The sequence below is a fragment of the Streptomyces sp. CS113 genome (genome assembly GCF_002188365.1).
In the GTDB taxonomy this organism is placed as follows: Bacteria; Actinomycetota; Actinomycetes; order Streptomycetales; family Streptomycetaceae; genus Streptomyces; species Streptomyces tendae.
Genome location: NZ_KZ195574.1, coordinates 565,796 through 583,135, shown reverse-complemented (window position 1 = coordinate 583,135; position 17,340 = coordinate 565,796). Strand labels below are relative to the sequence as shown.

At 73.4% G+C, this 17,340-nt stretch carries 15 protein-coding genes; 4 read left to right on the top strand and 11 right to left on the bottom strand.

The window, feature by feature from the left end; all coding sequences use genetic code 11:
* Positions 1-520 precede the first annotated feature (520 nt).
* Together B9W62_RS02290 and B9W62_RS02285 are read left to right on the top strand one after the other, a co-directional pair.
* Positions 521-2,911: a phosphoketolase family protein gene (locus tag B9W62_RS02290; protein ID WP_087804662.1), complete on the top strand. Its 2,391-nt coding sequence runs from the start codon at positions 521-523 to the stop codon at positions 2,909-2,911.
* Complete coding sequence (locus B9W62_RS02285) at positions 2,908-5,283, top strand: glycoside hydrolase family 65 protein (protein ID WP_087804660.1); 2,376 nt, start codon at positions 2,908-2,910, stop codon at positions 5,281-5,283. Before B9W62_RS02290 ends, B9W62_RS02285 begins: the two co-directional genes overlap by 4 nt.
* Positions 5,284-5,323: 40 nt before the next feature.
* Here the strand turns inward: B9W62_RS02285 and B9W62_RS02280 are convergent, their stop codons facing one another.
* Positions 5,324-5,782, bottom strand: coding sequence for a hypothetical protein (locus B9W62_RS02280; protein WP_087804658.1), 459 nt, complete (start codon positions 5,780-5,782; stop codon positions 5,324-5,326).
* Positions 5,783-6,066: 284 nt separating this feature from the next.
* Here B9W62_RS02280 and B9W62_RS02275 point away from each other — a divergent pair, with 284 nt between their 5' ends.
* Entirely contained in the window at positions 6,067-6,351 is a 285-nt protein-coding gene (locus tag B9W62_RS02275) for a hypothetical protein (RefSeq protein ID WP_087804656.1), read from the top strand.
* Positions 6,352-6,405: 54 nt separating this feature from the next.
* Here B9W62_RS02275 and B9W62_RS02270 read toward each other — a convergent pair whose 3' ends face one another.
* The 10 genes from B9W62_RS02270 to B9W62_RS02225 all read right to left on the bottom strand — a co-directional run bounded on the left by B9W62_RS02270 (position 6,406) and on the right by B9W62_RS02225 (position 15,969).
* Entirely contained in the window at positions 6,406-7,668 is a 1,263-nt protein-coding gene (locus tag B9W62_RS02270) for an arginine deiminase (RefSeq protein WP_087804654.1), read from the bottom strand.
* 57 nt (positions 7,669-7,725) lie between these two features.
* Positions 7,726-9,180 carry a basic amino acid/polyamine antiporter gene (locus tag B9W62_RS02265; protein ID WP_087804652.1) on the bottom strand — a complete coding sequence of 485 codons (1,455 nt, stop codon included), beginning with the start codon at positions 9,178-9,180 and terminating at the stop codon, positions 7,726-7,728.
* 91 nt (positions 9,181-9,271) lie between these two features.
* Complete coding sequence (locus B9W62_RS02260) at positions 9,272-10,036, bottom strand: sulfite exporter TauE/SafE family protein (protein ID WP_087804650.1); 765 nt, start codon at positions 10,034-10,036, stop codon at positions 9,272-9,274.
* 13 nt (positions 10,037-10,049) lie between these two features.
* Positions 10,050-10,820, bottom strand: a complete 771-nt coding sequence (locus tag B9W62_RS02255; protein WP_087804648.1) for a GntR family transcriptional regulator — start codon at positions 10,818-10,820, stop codon at positions 10,050-10,052.
* Positions 10,821-10,921: 101 nt separating this feature from the next.
* A complete protein-coding gene (locus tag B9W62_RS02250; protein WP_087804646.1) occupies positions 10,922-11,785 on the bottom strand; it encodes a DMT family transporter in 864 nt (287 codons plus the stop codon).
* 66 nt (positions 11,786-11,851) lie between these two features.
* The gene (locus B9W62_RS02245) at positions 11,852-12,742 is read right to left on the bottom strand and encodes a hypothetical protein (RefSeq protein WP_087804644.1); all 891 of its coding nucleotides are present in this window, start codon (positions 12,740-12,742) and stop codon (positions 11,852-11,854) included.
* Between the two features lie 154 nt (positions 12,743-12,896).
* Positions 12,897-13,235, bottom strand: coding sequence for an SCO0607 family lipoprotein (locus tag B9W62_RS02240; RefSeq protein ID WP_087804642.1), 339 nt, complete (start codon positions 13,233-13,235; stop codon positions 12,897-12,899).
* 92 nt (positions 13,236-13,327) lie between these two features.
* The gene (locus B9W62_RS02235; RefSeq protein WP_087804640.1) at positions 13,328-14,281 is read right to left on the bottom strand and encodes a hypothetical protein; all 954 of its coding nucleotides are present in this window, start codon (positions 14,279-14,281) and stop codon (positions 13,328-13,330) included.
* Positions 14,282-14,359: 78 nt separating this feature from the next.
* The gene (locus B9W62_RS02230; RefSeq protein ID WP_373433658.1) at positions 14,360-14,938 is read right to left on the bottom strand and encodes a DUF488 domain-containing protein; all 579 of its coding nucleotides are present in this window, start codon (positions 14,936-14,938) and stop codon (positions 14,360-14,362) included.
* Between the two features lie 92 nt (positions 14,939-15,030).
* A complete protein-coding gene (locus B9W62_RS02225) occupies positions 15,031-15,969 on the bottom strand; it encodes a GlxA family transcriptional regulator (RefSeq protein ID WP_087804638.1) in 939 nt (312 codons plus the stop codon).
* Between the two features lie 193 nt (positions 15,970-16,162).
* On the opposite strand from B9W62_RS02225, the gene B9W62_RS02220 reads away from it, so the two are divergent.
* Complete coding sequence (locus B9W62_RS02220; RefSeq protein WP_087804637.1) at positions 16,163-17,338, top strand: GDSL-type esterase/lipase family protein; 1,176 nt, start codon at positions 16,163-16,165, stop codon at positions 17,336-17,338.
* The last annotated feature ends 2 nt before the right edge of the window (positions 17,339-17,340 follow it).

Genomic DNA, 17,340 nt, shown 5'->3' with positions numbered 1-17,340 from the left:
AATTACCCCCCGGGGTATCTCTTCGGCCACCGTAACAGATATACCCAGGGGGGTATTATCGGGCTCCGTGCTCGCGGTGCCGCGGGCCCGCCGGGGCACCGTCCGGCAGCCGTGCGGGAGCCGTGCGGCAGCGGATCGGCAACTCCGGTGTGCGCCGCCGAAGTTGGGGTACCCGCAGCACCAGCACGGTCGGCACCGGGGTCGGCGCCGGTGGCGGCCGTGCTGTTCTCGTCGCGCACGGCGCCCGCCGCCCCGCGGCACCGGCGCCCGCCGCCCCGCGGCACCGGCGCCCGCCGCCCCGCGGCACCGGCGCCCGCCGCCCCGCGGCACCGGCGCCCGCCGCCCCGCGGCACCGGCGCCCGCCGCCCCGCGGCACCGGCGCTCCGTGACCCGTTCGGAACACCACGTGACCCGAACGGCCCTCTCGGGTACCCGCCCGGTCGGCGCGGGGTTGGGATGTGCACGGGCACCCCGTGCCCCGCGCGCCCCGACCGGCTGTCCCGACACGGAAGGACCACCGATGTCCGTCGACACGCAGCAGGCGCCCACCGAGCCCACCGACGAGGAGCTCGCCCACCTGGACGCCCACTGGCGCGCCGCGAACTACCTCTCCGTCGGCCAGATCTACCTGATGGCCAACCCCCTGCTGGCCGAACCCCTGCGCCCCGAGCACGTCAAGCCGCGCCTGCTCGGCCACTGGGGCACCTCACCCGGCCTCAACCTGGTCCACACCCACCTCAACCGGGTGATCAAGGCCCGCGACCTCGACGCCCTGTGCGTCTGGGGACCCGGCCACGGCGGGCCCGCCGTCCTGGCCAACGCGTGGCTGGAGGGCTCGTACACCGAGACCTACCCGGACATCACCCGGGACGCGGCCGGCATGGCCCGGCTGTTCAAGCAGTTCTCCTTCCCCGGCGGCGTACCGAGCCACGTCGCGCCCGAGACGCCGGGCTCCATCCACGAGGGCGGCGAGCTGGGCTACGCGCTCTCGCACGCCTACGGCGCCGCCTTCGACCACCCCGATCTGGTGGTCGCCTGCGTGATCGGCGACGGCGAGGCGGAGACCGGCCCGCTGGCGACGTCCTGGCACTCCAACAAGTTCCTCGACCCGGTGCACGACGGCGCCGTCCTGCCGATCCTGCACCTCAACGGCTACAAGATCGCCAACCCGACGGTGCTCGCCCGCCTCCCCGAGGAAGAGCTGGACGAACTCCTGCGCGGCTACGGCCACGACCCGATCCACGTCACCGGCGACGACCCGGCCGCCGTCCACCGCGCGACGGCCCGCGCCATGGACACCGCCCTCGACCGCATCGCCGCGATCCAGCGCGCCGCCCGCGAGGAGGGCGCCACCGGACGCCCCCGCTGGCCCGTGATCGTCCTGCGCACCCCCAAGGGCTGGACCGGCCCCGCCGAGGTCGACGGACTGCCCGTGGAGGGCACCTGGCGCGCCCACCAGGTGCCCCTGTCCGCCGTACGGACCAATCCCGAGCACCTCGCGCAGCTGGAGCGGTGGCTGCGCTCCTACCGCCCCGAGGAACTGTTCGACGACTCCGGAGCGCCGCGGCCCGCCGTTCTCGCCGCCGTCCCCGAAGGGCCGCGCCGCCTCGGCGCCACTCCTTTCGCCAACGGCGGCCTCCTGCTGCGCGAACTGCCCGTGCCCGCACTGGAGAAGTACGCGGTGCCCGTCGAGACACCCGGCGCGAGCACGCACGAGCCCACCCGCGTCCTCGGCGACCTGCTCCGGGACGTCATGGACGCCACCACCGACCGGCGCGACTTCCGCCTCGTCGGCCCCGACGAGACCGCCTCCAACCGCCTCCAGGCCGTCTACGCCGCCAGCGGCAAGGCCTGGCAGGAGCGGACACTGCCCGTCGACGAGGACCTGGACCGGCACGGCCGCGTGATGGAGATCCTGTCCGAACACACCTGCCAGGGCTGGCTGGAGGGCTACCTCCTCACCGGCCGGCACGGACTGTTCTCCTGCTACGAGGCCTTCGTCCACATCGTCGACTCGATGGTCAACCAGCACATCAAGTGGCTCCGGGTGACCCGCCGCCTGCCGTGGCGCGCGCCCATCGCCTCCCTCAACTACCTGCTCACCTCCCACGTCTGGCGCCAGGACCACAACGGCTTCTCGCACCAGGACCCCGGCTTCGTCGACCACATCCTCAACAAGAGCCCCGAGGCCGTGCGGGTCTACTTCCCGCCGGACGCCAACACCCTGCTCTCCGTCGCCGACCACGCCCTGCGCAGCCGCGACTACGTCAACGTGATCGTCGCCGGCAAACAGCCCTGCTTCGACTGGCTGACCATGGAGCAGGCCAAGGCGCACTGCGCACGCGGCGCCGGCATCTGGGACTGGGCGGGCACCGAGGACGGCACCCGCGAACCCGACGTGGTGCTCGCCTGCGCGGGGGACGTGCCGACCCAGGAGATCCTGGCCGCCGCCCAGCTGATCCGCCACCACCTGCCGGAACTCGCCGTGCGCGTGGTCAACGTCGTGGACATCGCCCGCCTGCTGCCCAGCGGGGAACACCCGCACGGCATGAGCGACTTCGAGTACGACGGACTGTTCACCGCCGGCAAACCGGTGATCTTCGCCTACCACGGCTACCCCTGGCTGATCCACCGGCTCGCCTACCGGCGCACCGGCCACGCCCATCTGCACGTGCGCGGCTACAAGGAGATCGGGACCACCACCACCCCGTTCGACATGGTGGTGGGCAACGACATGGACCGCTACCGCCTGGTCATGGACGTCATCGACCGCGTGCCCGGCCTCGCCGTCCGCGCCGCCGCCGTACGGCAGCGGATGGAGGACGCCCGGCTGCGGCACCACGACTGGATCCGCGAGCACGGCGTGGACCTGCCCGAGGTCGCCGACTGGACCTGGGAGGCACCGCGGTGACCGCGACCCCGTCGACCTGGGACTACGACCACTACGACGCCGCCGAGGAGCGGCTGCGCGAGTCCCTGTGCACCCTCGGCAACGGCTACTTCGCCACCCGCGGCGCGCTGCCCGAGTGCGCGGCGGACGACGTGCACTACCCGGGCACCTACGTGGCCGGCTGCTACAACCGCCTCACGTCCGCCGTCTCCGGGCGCGAGGTCGAGAACGAGGACATGGTCAACCTCCCCAACTGGCTGCCGCTGCGCTTCAGGCCCGCCGGCGGGGACTGGCTCACACCGGACACCGCCGAGGTGCTCGACCACCGCCAGACCGTGCACCTGGACTCGGGCGTCCTGGAGCGCCTCACCCGCTTCGGGCTCGACGGGGAGCGTGTGCTGTCCGTGCGCCAGCTGCGCCTGGTGCACATGGCCGATCCCCACCTCGCCGCCCTGCGCACGGAGTTCACCGCCGAGGGCGGCCCGGTGGACCTGGAGGTGGAGGCGGCCCTCGACGGCGGTGTCATCAACTCCGGGGTGCCGCGCTACCGGGACCTCGACGGACACCACCTCACCCACGTGCACACCGACAGCGCCGCCGACGACACGGTGTGGCTGCGCTGCCGGACCCGCACCTCGGACATCCGGATCGGCATGGCCGCCCGCACCACCGCGGGCGCGCCGGTCACCGCTGCCCGCGAGCACCTGTGCGTCACCCAGCGGGCCGCCCTGCGCGCCGAACCGGGCCGCACCGCCACCGTCGACAAGGTCGTCGCCCTGCACACCTCGCGCGACCCGGCGATCAGCGACCCGCTCCAGGCCGCCGTCGACCGGGTGGCCCAGGCCCCCGGCTTCGACGAGCTGCTGGTCGGTCACCGCACCGCCTGGGGCCAGTTGTGGCGCCGCGCCGAACTGGACGTCCCCGGCGAGGCGGGCAGCATCCTGCGCCTGCACCTCTTCCACGTGCTCCAGACGCTCTCCCCGCACACCGCCGACCTCGACGTGGGCGTACCGGCGCGCGGACTGCACGGAGAGGCCTACCGCGGCCATGTCTTCTGGGACGAGCTGTTCGTCCTGCCGTACCTGAACCTGCACTTCCCGGAGGTCTCCCGCGCCCTGCTGCACTACCGGCACCGCCGCCTGGAGAAGGCGCGGACCGCGGCCCGCGCGATCGGCAGACGCGGCGCGCTCTACCCGTGGCAGAGCGGCAGCGACGGTCGCGAGGAGACCCAGCAACTGCACCTCAACCCGCGCTCGGGCCGCTGGCTGCCCGACCACTCCCACCTTCAGCACCACGTCGGCTCCGCCATCGCGTACAACGTGTGGCAGTACTGCGAGGCCAGCGGCGACGCCGAGTTCCTGCACACCAAGGGCGCCGAGATGCTGCTGCAAATCGCGCGCTTCTGGGCCGACTCCGCCACCTGGGACGAGCGGCTCGGGCGGCACCGCATCCGGGGCGTGGTCGGCCCCGACGAGTACCACGAGGCCTACCCCGGCGCCGACCGGCCGGGCCTGGACGACAACGCCTACACCAACGTCACCGCCGCCTGGGTCCTCGCCCGCACCCTCCACGTCCTGGACGACCTGCCCGAACCCCGGCGCCGTGAACTCGTCGAGCGCACCGCGCTGGACGACGCGGAACTGGAGCAGTGGGACAGCGTCTCCCGCACCCTGCACGTCCCCTTCCACGAGGGCGTCGTCAGCCAGTTCGAGGGGTACGGCGACCTCGCCGAACTGGACTGGGAGGGCTACCGCGAGCGGTACGGCGACATCCGGCGCCTCGACCGCGTCCTGGAGGCCGAGAACGACAGCGTCAACAACTACCAGGCCTCCAAACAGGCCGACGTCCTCATGCTCGGCTACCTGTTCTCCCCGGCCGAACTCCGGTCGCTGTTCCGGCGCCTGGGCTACACGCTCGACGAGCGGACCTGGCAGCGCACCGTCGACCACTACCTCGCCCGCACCAGCCACGGGTCCACCCTCAGCGGACTCGTCCACGGCTGGATCCTGGCCCGCGCCCGCCGCGCCGAGGCCTGGGACTACTTCCAGGAGGCGCTCAAGGGCGACGTCGCCGACCTCCAGGGCGGCACCACCGGCGAGGGCATCCACCTCGGCGCCATGGCGGGCACCCTCGACCTCGTCCAGCGCGGCCTGACCGGCCTGGAGACCCGGGCGGGCGCCCTGTGGCTGGACCCGGTGCCGCTGCCGGAGCTGTCGTCGTACGGGTTCTCCGTGCGCTACCAGGGCCACTGGGGCGTGCGGTTCCGGCTGGAGCACGGCCGGCTGGAGATTGCCGTGCCCGCGGCCGGACCGCTGCCGATCGACGTCCGGCTGCCGGACCGCGAGGTGCGTCTCCAGCCGGGCGACACCTGCCGGCTGGTGCTGCCGGACTGACCGGACCCTTCCGGACCGACCGGGCCCGCCCGTCGACCGGTCAGCCGGGCAGCGGGTAGGACACCGTGCGCGGGGACCCGTCCGGCCTGCCGTCGGTGTAGGTCAGGGTGATCCGGGTGAAGTGCGCCTGTCCCGTGCCCTGCTCCCCGCCCGTCGGCATGTCCAGCCGCACGGTCACCGGGTAGGAGTGGAAGGCGCCCGCCGCGCAGTACGGGTCGCAGTCGTTCACGGCGTTCGTGCCCCGGCCCACCGCCGCCTGCGCGTCCCAGCGGAACCAGCGCACGGAGACCAGGCGGCTGTTGCCGTCCCCGCAGGCGAGCACATACGCCTCGGGCCCGATCTGCGGCTGCCCGGAGCAGTCGAGCAGCACCGGGTCCTGCGTCTGCTGGGTGCGTGCCGCGGGCTGCGCCGACGGCGCGGCGGAGGCCGTGCCCAGCGGTACTGCGAGCGCGGCGGCGGCACAGAGTGTGACCGCTGCCCTCATCGGGTTCCTGCCCATGTCTGCTCCCGCCGTCTCGGGGTCGCCTGTCTCCGCTTGCCCCTTTTCTCCGTTCCGACCGTACGACCGTGTTCGTGAACGCACCACTCGTACGGAGCAGCGGCCGGGGCTCCGAGGGCGCCGGCCTGCGCGTCGGCCGGGCCGTCCGGTTCGTGCGACAAGACGCCGATTGCATCCCCCGTGTGGTCCTCGCGGCGGCCCGCAACCGCCGTCCGCGCCCCGGTGTCTCATGCCGTCAAGAACGGCGACCCGACCGGGCGCCCCCTCACGTGGAGGACCGCGGTATGCACCCGACGACTATTCCGACCGCCGCCGCCCCGACGCACTCGCGCTCCCGCGACACGCGGGGCGACTTCCTGCTCCAGCCGCCCGACCCCGCCCGGCGCGTCCCCTGCCGCGTCGACCCCGTCGACCTGCGCCGCCTCGACCTGCTCGCCCTGCTGACCGCCGCCGGCATCGCGCCCTCGGCCGGGGACCGGGCCGCCATCGAGCAGCTCAGCGTGCTCCCCGGCAGCGTGCACACGGCACTGCACCGGTGGCTGGAGCAGGCGTACATGTTCTGCCGCTGAGGCCCTGCCCCCACCGTGCCCCTGAGGTCCGGCATGGTCCTCGCGCCTTCGAGGTCAGAAGTCGACGGGGTCACGTACCAGCGGGCACGTCATGCAGTGCCCTCCGCCCCGCCCCCGGCCCAGTTCCGCGCCCACGATGGTGACGACCTCCACCCGGGCCTCGCGCAGCAGGGCGTTGGTCAGGGTGTTGCGGTCGTAGGTGAACACCACGCCGGGCTCCACCGCGACGGCGTTGTTGCCGCTGTCCCACTGCTGGCGCTCGGAGGCGTAGGCGTCGCCGCCCGTCTCCACCACCCGCAGCTTCGCCAGCCCGAGCGCCTTGGCGACGACGTCGACGAAGGGCGTCGACCCCTCGTCCACGACGTCGAAGCCGGGGGCCCGGTCGCCCGGGCGCAGCGAGAAGGTGTGCACCGCGTCCATGATGCGGGGGTAGAGGGTCACCACGTCGCGGTCGGCGAAGGTGAAGACCGTGTCCAGGTGCATGGCGGACCGCAGCTTCGGCATCCCGGCGACGACGACGTGCTCGGCGGCGCCGTTGCGGAACAGCGCGGCGGCGACCTGGGTGATGGCCTGCCGGGAGGTGCGCTCGCTCATGCCCATGAGCACGACCCCGTTGCCCACCGGCATGATGTCACCGCCTTCGAAGGTGGCCTGGCCCCAGTCCCGCTCGGGGTCGCCCCACCACACCGTCGAGCCCTTGAAGTCGGGGTGGAAGGTGTAGATCGCCTTCATCAGCAGCGTCTCGTCGTGCCGCGCGGACCAGTACAGCGGGTTGAGGGTGAGTCCGCCGTACAGCCAGCAGGTGGTGTCGCGCGTGTACAGGGTGTTGGGCAGCGGGGGCATCAGGTACTCGCGGGCGCCGGTGGACTCGCGGGCCAGCGCGAGGTGCGCGGAGCGGAAGTCCTCGGGCAGGTCGGCGGTGGCGAGCCCGCCGACCAGGTACTCGGCGAGTTCCCTCGGCGAGAGGGTCTCCAGGTAGGCGCGGGTCGCGTCGATGAGGCCGATGCCGACCTGGTTGGCGACGATCTTGCGGTCCAGGAGCCACGCCTTGGCCTCGGGAAGCGCCATGATCTGCGCCAGCAGGTCGTGCAGCTCCACCACCTCCACTCCGCGCCGGCGCAGTTCGCCGACGAAGGCGGCATGGTCGCGCTGGGCGTTCTCCACCCACATGACGTCGTCGAAGAGCAGCTCGTCGGAGTTGGTGGGGGTCAGCCGCCGGTGCGCGAGACCGGGGGAGCACACCAGGACCTTGCGCAGCCTGCCGACCTCGGAATGGACGCCGAGCGCGGGTCTCACGGCGCTGTCGTTGCTGGCCACAGGGCCTCCTTCAGGGATGCGGTACGAGGCGGGGGAGGACGGCGTACGGGGCAGGGGTCACAGGCTGATCCACCCGGCCACCAGGGCGACGAGGCCGAGCACCGCGCCGGTCACGGACACGGCCAGGACGACCAGTTCCCCCGGCGAGAACAGCCGACGGCCCTGCTCCCGGCGGGCCATCACGAACAGGACGGTCGCCGGGGCGTAGACGACGAAGGACACGAGTACGAACTTCAGGCCCGCCGCGTACAGCAGGAACGCGGTGTACAGCGTGGCGACGACCCCGACCACCAGCTCGCGCCGCGAGGTCCGGCCGCCCTCGGTGCGCGGGTCGTCCCGGCTGCCGATCCGCACCGCGAAGGCCGCCGCCAGCAGGTACGGAATCAGGGACAGGGCGCTGGTCAGGTTGAGCGCGAAGTCGAAGGCGTCGCTGGAGAAGCTGGTGGCGACCAGCACCGCCTGGGTGAGCAGCGACGTCATCAGCAGGGCCGGCACCGGCACGTCGGCGGCGTTGGCCCGGCGCAGGAAGCGCGGCATGTCGTCGTCCTTGGCCGCGACGAAGAGCACCTCCGCCGCCATCAGCGTCCAGGCCAGATAGGCGCCCAGCACCGACACGATCAGACCGACGCTGATGAACACCCGGCCCCAGGTGCCGACGGCCGCCTCCAGAACGCCCGCCATGGACGGCTGGCGCAGCTCGGCGATCTCGGCCATCGGCATGACGCCGTACGACACGATGGTCACCGACGCGAAGACGGCGAACACGCTGAGGAAGCCCAGCACCGTCGCCCGGCCCACGTCGGTCCGGCGCCGGGCGTGCCGGGAGTAGACGCTGGCGCCCTCGACGCCCAGGAACACGAAGACGGTCGCCAGCATGGTGCCGCGCACCTGCGAGAAAAGGGACCCGGCGTAGTCGGCGCCGCCGAAGTTGTCCGCGAACACACCGGGGTCGAAGTACACCAGGGCCAGGACGACGAAGAAGACGATGGGGACGAGCTTGGCCACCGTGACGATCCGGTTGATGGCCGTCGCTTCCTTCACCCCGCGCCGGATCAGCCAGAAGAACGCCCACAGCCCGGCGGAGGAGAGCACCACCGCCACGGCGGTGTCCCCGGCGCCCAGCTCCGGCCAGATCGAGCCGACGGTCGACATGATCAGGACCCAGTAGGTCACGTTGCCCACACACGAGCTGGCCCAGTAGCCGAAAGCGGCGAAGAAGCCCAGGTACTCGCCGAAGCCCGCCTTGGCATACGCGTACACGCCGGCGTCGAGATCGGGCCTGCGCACGGCGAGGGACTGGAAGACGAGGGCCAGCATCAGCATGCCGGTGCCCGCGATCGCCCAGGCGATCAGCGCGCCCGCGACACCGGTCTCCTCGGCGAAGCGGCCCGGCAGCGAGAACACACCGGCGCCCACCATCGACCCGACGACCATGGCGGTCAGGGTGAACAGCCCCACCTTCGCGGTGTGCGGGGCTGTGCTGTCGACGTCGGAAGCAGCGGCCTGCGACATGCCGTCCCTCCGGATGGCCGATCGATGGTGACCACTGTGCAGCATGTGGTGGCTTGGAGCATCTTGTCCGAGCGCGGCCCGGTGCGGCCGGTCAGCCGTGCAGGGCGAGGTACGGGGCGAGTGCGAACAGCGTCGCGATCAGGGCGTACTTCAGATGCCGCGTGGGCAGCGCGTGCGCGATCCGCCAGCCCAGCAGCACCCCCGCCAGCTCGGGGACGCCGACCAGGACCGCCAGCGGCCAGTCGACGGCACCCTGGGCCAGGTACCCCACCGTGCCCACCCCGGCGATGACGACGGACTGCGCCTGCGCCGCGGCCAGCGACTCCAGCACGGGCACGCCCAGGGCCACCAGCAGGGGGACGGTCAGCATCGGTCCGCCGATGCCGACGATCCCGGCCGCCACGGCCACCCCGCCGCCCAGCCCCGCCACCACCACCGTCGACGGGTGGGCCCGCGGAGCGGCCGGACGGCGACGCTCACGGAACCACACCAGGCCCGCCACACCCGCCACGAACCCGCCGAGCACCAGCCCGAACATCCGCTTGGACACAGAGGAGTTGACCAGGACGCCGATCGGGGTGCCGGCCACCGCGCTCACCGCGAGGACCAGCGCCGTACGCCGCGGCCCCGGCTCGCGCAGCTGCCCGGAGCGGGTGTAGGCGGCGGTCGCGAGCACGCCGGTGGCGACATGGGTGACGATGGCCGTCCCGGCCACTTCCGCCGGCGTCAGGCCGGTGAGGGCGAACAGACCGATGGTGGGCAGCACCCCGCCCGGTCCGACGGCGGTGATGCCCACCCCGCCGACCAGACCCAGCAGCCCCAGCGCCACCAGCACGGGCACGCTCGTACCGAACATCACCGGTCTCCCCTCATGTGGTCCGCGGTCCACCACGACCGAGCGTGGCGCGCAGCGTCATCCGGTCCGCGCGGATCCTGATCGACTCCGTGTCCACCGGCCGACCGTCCGCCAACCGGGTCAGCCGCTCCAGGGCGAACACCGCCGCCCCCGGCTCGATCCCCAGCAGCCGTGCCGTGCCCGGGTCCGCGTTGACCGCGTGCACGGCGACCTCGGCCCGCCCGAGCGGGGCGCCCGCGGCCTCCTCGATCAGGCGGAACACGTCCCGGCCCCGCAGGTCCCCGGCGAGCACCGCACGGCCGATGCCGGCGGTCAGGTAACTGGTGTCCAGCGACAGCGGCAGCCCGTCCAGCCACCGCAGCCGCTCCACGTACACACCGCCCGCCCCGGCCGGTACCTCCAGACGGGCGGCGATCGCGGCCGGCAGCACCGGCACCTCCGCGGCGACCCGCACCTCGTTGGTCACGGTGCCGCGCCCGGTCAGCTCCTCGGCCAGCCCGGTCAGCCGGTCGAGACCGTGCCCGTACTTCGGCAGCAGCACCGTCGTCCCGACCCCGCGCCGCCGGGTGATCAGACCCTCCTGGCGCAGCAGCGCCAGGGCGTCCCGCACGGCGTTGCGCGAGGCGCCGAAACGGCGGCCCAGCTCCCGCTCGTCGGGCAGTGCGCCCTCGGCGAAGGCACCGTCCGTGATCTGCTGCCGCAGCACGTCGGCCAGTTGCCGGGCCCGGTCGGCGCGCGGCCGTCCCCCGTGGTCGTCCATGCCGGTCACGGTAACCCGAACCATGTTTCGCCGACGTTACGCCACCCCTGCTGACCTGCGAAAACGGCTGACCTGCGGGTTCTGCGGGGAGGGCGGCGCGCTCCGCCACCCGGCCGGCGGGACACTCACTGCGCGGTGCGCAGATCCGCGCCGCGCCGTGCCAGGTTCAGCACCCCGACGACGATCAGCGCCACCCCGATCAGCTGCGGCACGATCCACCAGTCGCCCCGTACGTCCTCCCGGTACAGGACCACGCCGAGCAGGAGGCTCACCGCCGCGTCGCCCAGGGTGAGGGCGGGCTGGGAGGCGACCAGCGGACCGCCCTGCATGGCGTGCTCCAGCAGGAGCACGGCACACACCCCGGCCACCGCGAAGCCGTAGGTCTGCCAGGCGGTGAAGAAGCCGACCACACCGTCGGCGTCCAGGACGCGCATGGAGTCCTTCATCAGACCGGCGGTCAGCGCGTAGCACACCGCGGTGGCCGCGCCGAGGCAACCGGCACGGGCCTTGCCGACGGGCCGCTTCAGGCCCGCGGCGGCCAGCAGTACGGCCGCCCCCGCGCAGGCCGCCAGCGCCGGCACCCACCGGTCCAGCGGCACATCGGACTCGCCGCCGTCCGGAGCGGCCGAGGCCAGCGCGACTCCCAGCCCCACGACCACTCCGCCGACGGCGAGCCACAGGACCTCGGGCAGCCGGTTGCCGGTCAGCAGCGAGGCCAGCAGCAGGGCCAGCGGAAGCTCCAGCACGAACAGGGGCTGTACGAGTGACAGCGGCCCCGTCGCCAGGGCCACCGCCTGCCCCACCCCGGCCACCACCACGGCCAGCATCCCGCCGAGCCACACGGGGCGCCGCAACAGGTCGAGGACGAGTCCGGGGCGGAACCCCTGGGACTGCGGCACGCTCAGCGCGGCGCGCCGCTGCAACACGGTGGCCAGCGCGTTGCTGAACGCGGCGAGGAGTGCGAAGAGCACCGGCAGGACGAAACCCATCCACCGATACTCACCCCGATCTCCCCCGGCCGCGCGCCGCGTCACGTCCGGGGTGCCGGGCGTCGCTCAGCTGCCGCTCTGCGCGGCGGGAGCCTCGGCCGCGGGGCGCTGCTCACGCCCGGGCGCGGCGGCCTCGGTGGCGGTGTAGTAGACCGAGGTGCCCTGCTTGGTGCGCTGGGCCTGGTTCTTGGCGACGAGTCCCTCGAGCGTGGTGCGCACGACCGTGGTCTTGACGGTGCGTCCGGAGTGGGCCTCGCCCAGCGCCGTGGTGACCTCGGCGGCGGAGCGCGGTTCCCGCTGCCCGGCGAGGTGCTCGCGCACCAGCTCCACCAGGGTGGGCCGGCCGGCGTCGCGCGCCGCCGCCTTCTTCGCCGCGGGCTTCCCCGCGGCCTTGTCGGCGGCCTTGTCGGCGGTCTTGGCGGGTGTCTTGGTGGCGGTCTTGGCGGGCGCCTTGTCGGCGGTCTTGGCGGGCGTCTTGGTGGCCGTCTTGGCGGCGGTCTTGGCAGGTGTCTTGTCGGCGGTCTTGGCGGCCGTCTCGGTGGTCGTCGTGGCTGCCGATCCGGTGGCCTTCTTCGCCGTCGGCTTCGATGCCGCCCCGGCACCCGGCTTCGTGGCCGCGGCGCGCTTGGACGCGGTGGTGGCCTTCCTGCTCCGCGTCGACTTGCCCGCGGCCGCACCGCCGCGCGGCGCCGGAACCGTGGCCGCCCCGGACGTGGCGGCGGACTCCGGCGCGGACGGGGACGGGGACGGGGACGGCGGCGAGGCGATGCCGAGGGCCTGCTGCATGTTCACCAGCAGGGCGTGATCGTGCTGGAGCGCGGCCAGTTGCTGCTGGAGAGCCGTGATCTCCGTGCTGACACGTTCCTGCTCCTTGACGTTGCGCTCCAGGTCGTCGGTCACCTGGACGCTGTACTGCGACGCCAGTTCCGTGGCGGACTGCATCGTGCTCTCGGACATGGTGTTGACTCTCCTTGGTTCGCGGCCGTGAAGGCTGACGCGCAGCCCCGGTTGTTGCCCTGTTCGCTGCCGAGTCGGTATACCACGTATGGCCGCCCTCGTGGTATGTGCCGCCGCAACCCCGTGCGTGTGTTCGGGCCGCGGAGAGCGGTGGTCACCCGCCCTCGGGCACCTCCACGATCTTGCCGTGCTCGTCGACGGTGTGCGTCTGCCAGTAGGTGTCCCACTCGTCGCCGACATGTTCCGGGACCTTGCCCTCGGGGTAGCGGGTGTAACCCTTGGGCGGCTCCTCGCCGTTGGGCACACACGCGCTGCCCGTGTCGCCGATGGCCATGACGGGGTACTCGCCGCCGCCGCAGCTGGCCTCCTCCATGGAACAGCCGGTCAGGACCGCCGCGGCGGCCACACAGGCCAGGACGAGACCTCTGACGGACCGCCCGGCGCGGGCGGCGGACGCGGCCGACGGTCGGTGAGAAAGGTGGGTGGTACGCACGGTTGACTCCCTGGGGGGTGACTGGTGCGCCAAGCGTCCCCCGGTGGGGGGAAGCACCTCATGAGTACGAGTACTCAATCGGACGAGCCGTATTACCTGCCCCGGCCGGTCAAACGGTCCACCCGGCGCGCGCTCGCCCGGGCGTCCCGCTCGGCACCGGCGAGAGCGTCCGCTGCCGTGCGGCCCCGCTCCTCGGCCTCCCGCCGTTCCCGTTCGGCCCGGTCGAGGTCCTCGTGTGCCGCGCGCAGCCGCTCCTCGGCGGTGGCCACCGCCTCGCGGACCCGGCCCAGTTCGTCGTCGGACCGGCGCAGTGACTCCTGCGCGTCGGCCTGTTCGGCGCGTGCGTCCCGCAGATGCCGTGCGGCCCGCTCGGCCTCCTGCTCGGCCCGCTCCAGTTCCGCTTGCCGTGTGCGGCGCCGCTCGGCGAGTTCGTCCTTCGCCCGGGTGCCGGCGGCGGTGCCGCGGGACTTCGGCCGTGGCCGCGGCGCGGGTTCGGACCGGACGGGTTCCGCCGGAGCGGTACCCGAGGGAAAGGCCGAGGGCGGGGTCAGGGACACCTCCAGGCGTCCTTCGGCCCACCGGTCGGCCGCCTCGGGGTCCGCGAGGACGGCGCGCAGGGTCGACTCGACCTCCCGCTGCGCCGCCGGGGAGAGCCGCTGCCCGGCCTCGCCGGCGAGCTGGGCGGCCTGCCGGGACAGGGCGCTGACGATGCGCCGGCGCTGGGCCGAGAGCTCCTTGAGTCCGGCGGCGTCCAGGGTGCGGTGTGCCTCGCGCAGTGCCTGCCCCAGCTCCAGGAAGCGCCGGGTCTCCTCCGGCTGGGAGCGCGTCAGCAGATTGGCCGCCCACGCGGCGAGCGTGGGCCTGCGGGCGGCGTGGACGCGGCGGGCGTCCTCCTTGCGGCCGGCCGTCCGGGCGGCCGCGGCGCGTTCCTCACGGCGGGAGACGAAGGCGGACGGAGGCGTGGCGTAGAGCTCGTCCAGCACCTGCTCGACCGCTTCCGCTTCCTGGCCGTCCGTGTCCCGGCGACGCCCGCCCTTGCGCTGCATGGTCTCCGGCCTCCGTCCTTCGCCGTCCGTCTTCGTCCCGCCCGTCGCCCGCCGGCACCGCCCAATCGTCGGTGCGGCCTACTTCGTGGCCGCCTCCACGTCGTCGTAGACGAGCAGGCCGTCCGTCCGCAGCCGGGCACCCGGGGTGGGGGAGTGGGCCGTGAGACGGCCGTCGTGCATGAGATGGTCCGCGGGGATGCCACGGGCCACCACGGCGAAGTCGGCGATGAGGCGCCGGTGGCACCGCCACCACACCGCCTCGCTACACATGACCGCGGTGCGCTCCTGTGCCGCCCCGGCCAGCAACTCGTCCATGGCGGCGACGAACTCCGGCGACCGGGTGTGTCCCGCGTACGCCCGGAAGGAGGCGTTGCGCCAGACGACGTCGGGCGAGTCGGGCACCGGCCCCCGGAAACCGCCCAGACGCCGCTCCCACCGGTAGGCGAGGCCCTCCTCGGGCATCCACCGGGCCAGTCGGTCCCGCAGCAGGTCGGGGTCGCGGCGGCTGCCGGGGGCGGTCCTGACGTCGACCACGCAGGTGACACCGGCACCGCGCAGCAGTCCGGCCAGCTCCGCGCGACCCGCGGTGCCGTGTCCGAACGTGACCAGATGAGGCCGCGACATGTCGTCGCCGGTTCCCTCGCTGGCTGCGCCCATGCCTTCTGTCTACGGTCACCCGGGCGGCCCCGCGACCCGAACCGGGCCCACCCGGGGGACGGCGCCGGGGCACGGCGCCGGGGCGTCGGCCGTCAGCCGAAGGTGCGCCGGTAGGCGTGGGGGCTGACTCCGGTGGTGCGCTTGAAGCGGTCGCGGAAGGACGTCGGCGAGCCGAAGCCGACCTGGGCGGCGATGCGCTCCACGGAGTGCTCCGTCGTCTCCAGCAGGTGCTGCGCCTGCCGGACCCGGGCACGGTGCAGCCACTGCAACGGGGTGCTGCCGGTCTGCTCCCGGAAGCGGCGGATCAGCGTCCGCGTGCTCATCCCGGCGTGGGCGGCGATGTCGGCGAGGGACAGGTCGCGGGCCAGGTTCTCCCGCAGCCAGGTGAGCAGGGGTTCGAGGGCGGAACCGCGGGGCACGGGCGGACAGTCGTGCACGATGAACTGGGCCTGGCCGCCCTCGCGTTCCAGCGGCATCACCGACAGCCGGGCGGCGTGTGCGGCGACCGCCGAGCCGTAGTCGCGCCGGATCATGTGCAGGCACAGGTCCAGGCCCGCGGCGGCACCGGCCGAGGTGAGGATTTGGCCGTTGTCGACGTACAGGACGTCCGCGTCGACTTCGATGTCCGGATGGGCGCCGGCCAGGGCCTCCGCGGCGGCCCAGTGGGTGGTGGCACGCAGCCCGTCCAGCAGTCCGGTGGCGGCCAGCACGAAGGTGCCCGAGCAGATGGAGGCGATCCGTGTGCCGTTGCGGGCGGCCGCGCGCAGCGCGTCGTGGACGGCGGGGGAGAGCGGGTCGGCCGGGCTCGCCGTGCCCGGCACGATGACGGTGTCCGCGCCCCGCAGCCCGTCCAGTCCCCAGGGCGCCCGCAACGTGAACGCGCCGGCGTCGATCTCGGGGTGCTCGGCGCACACCCGGATCCGGTAGCCGGGACGGCCGTCGGGGAGCCGGGTACGGGTGAAGACCTCGATCGGCGTGGACAGGTCGAACGGGATCACCCGGTCCAGCGCGAGAACGGCGACGGTGTGCATGGCCGGAACGTACCTCCCCAGGTGCGGGTGACCGGCCGCTGTGGCGCTTTCCCGTTGAAACCCGTCACTCCTGCCACCGGACGCCGTGCGAGGTTTCCTGCCATGGTAAGCAATTTGCCTAATTGAATTAGGGAGCTGCATAATGCATGCAGGAAGAAGCCGCACAGGCAGCCGCACCACCGCCGGAGGCGACATGCACACCACGGACGACTGGATCACCACGCCCATCACCCGGGACCTGCTGCGGGGCGCCCTCGACCTGGAGCGCACCGAGCACGGCCTGCTGCCCCACCGGCTCCCCGCCACGGCCCGCGCGCAGAACACCGACGGACAGCTGGCCATGGCCGAGTCCCAGCCCTCCGGCGTACGCCTGGCGCTGCGCACTCGCGCCACCGCCCTCGAACTGGACACCCTGCCCACCAAGCGGGCCTACGTCGGTGCCCCGCCGCGCCCGGACGGCGTGTACGACCTGCTCGTCGACGGCCGTCCGGCGGGCCGGGGCACCGTCGCGGGCGGCAACACCCTCACCATCGACATGACCGCCGGCACGGCGGGCGTCGAGCCCGGTCCGGTCGGCACCCTCCGCTTCGCGGACCTGCCCGAGGGCGACAAGGACATCGAGATCTGGCTGCCGCACAACGAGACCACCGAACTCGTCGCCCTGCGCACCGACGCCCCCGTCGAGCCCGCCCCGGACCCCGGCCGCCGGGTCTGGCTGCACCACGGCAGCTCGATCAGCCACGGCTCCGACGCGGCGAGCCCCACCACCACCTGGCCCGCCCTCGCCGCCTCCCTGGGCGGCGTCGAACTGGTCAACCTGGGCCTGGGCGGCGGCGCCCTGCTCGACCCGTTCACCGCACGGGCCATGCGCGACACCCCCGCCGACCTGATCAGCGTCAAGATCGGCATCAACGTGGTCAACGCCGACCTCATGCGCCTGCGCGCCTTCGGCCCCGCCGTGCACGGCTTCCTGGACACCATCCGGGAGGGCCATCCCACCGCGCCGCTGCTGGTCGTCTCGCCCATCCTGTGCCCCGTGCACGAGGACACCCCGGGCCCGCTGGCCCCCGACTTCACGCAGGGCCGCGTGCGCTTCGTCGCCACCGGCGACCCGGCGGAACGCGCGAGCGGGAAGCTGACCCTGAACGTCGTCCGGGACGAGCTGTCGCGGATCGTCGCCCAGCGGGCCGCCGACGACGAGAACCTGCACTACCTCGACGGCCGCGAACTCTACGGACAGGCCGACGCGGCGGACCTCCCCCTGCCGGACGACATCCACCCGGACGCGGCCACCCACCGCCTCATCGGCGAACGCTTCGCCAAGCTGGCCTTCGCCGACCGGGGAGCCTTCGAGGGCCGGAACACATGAGC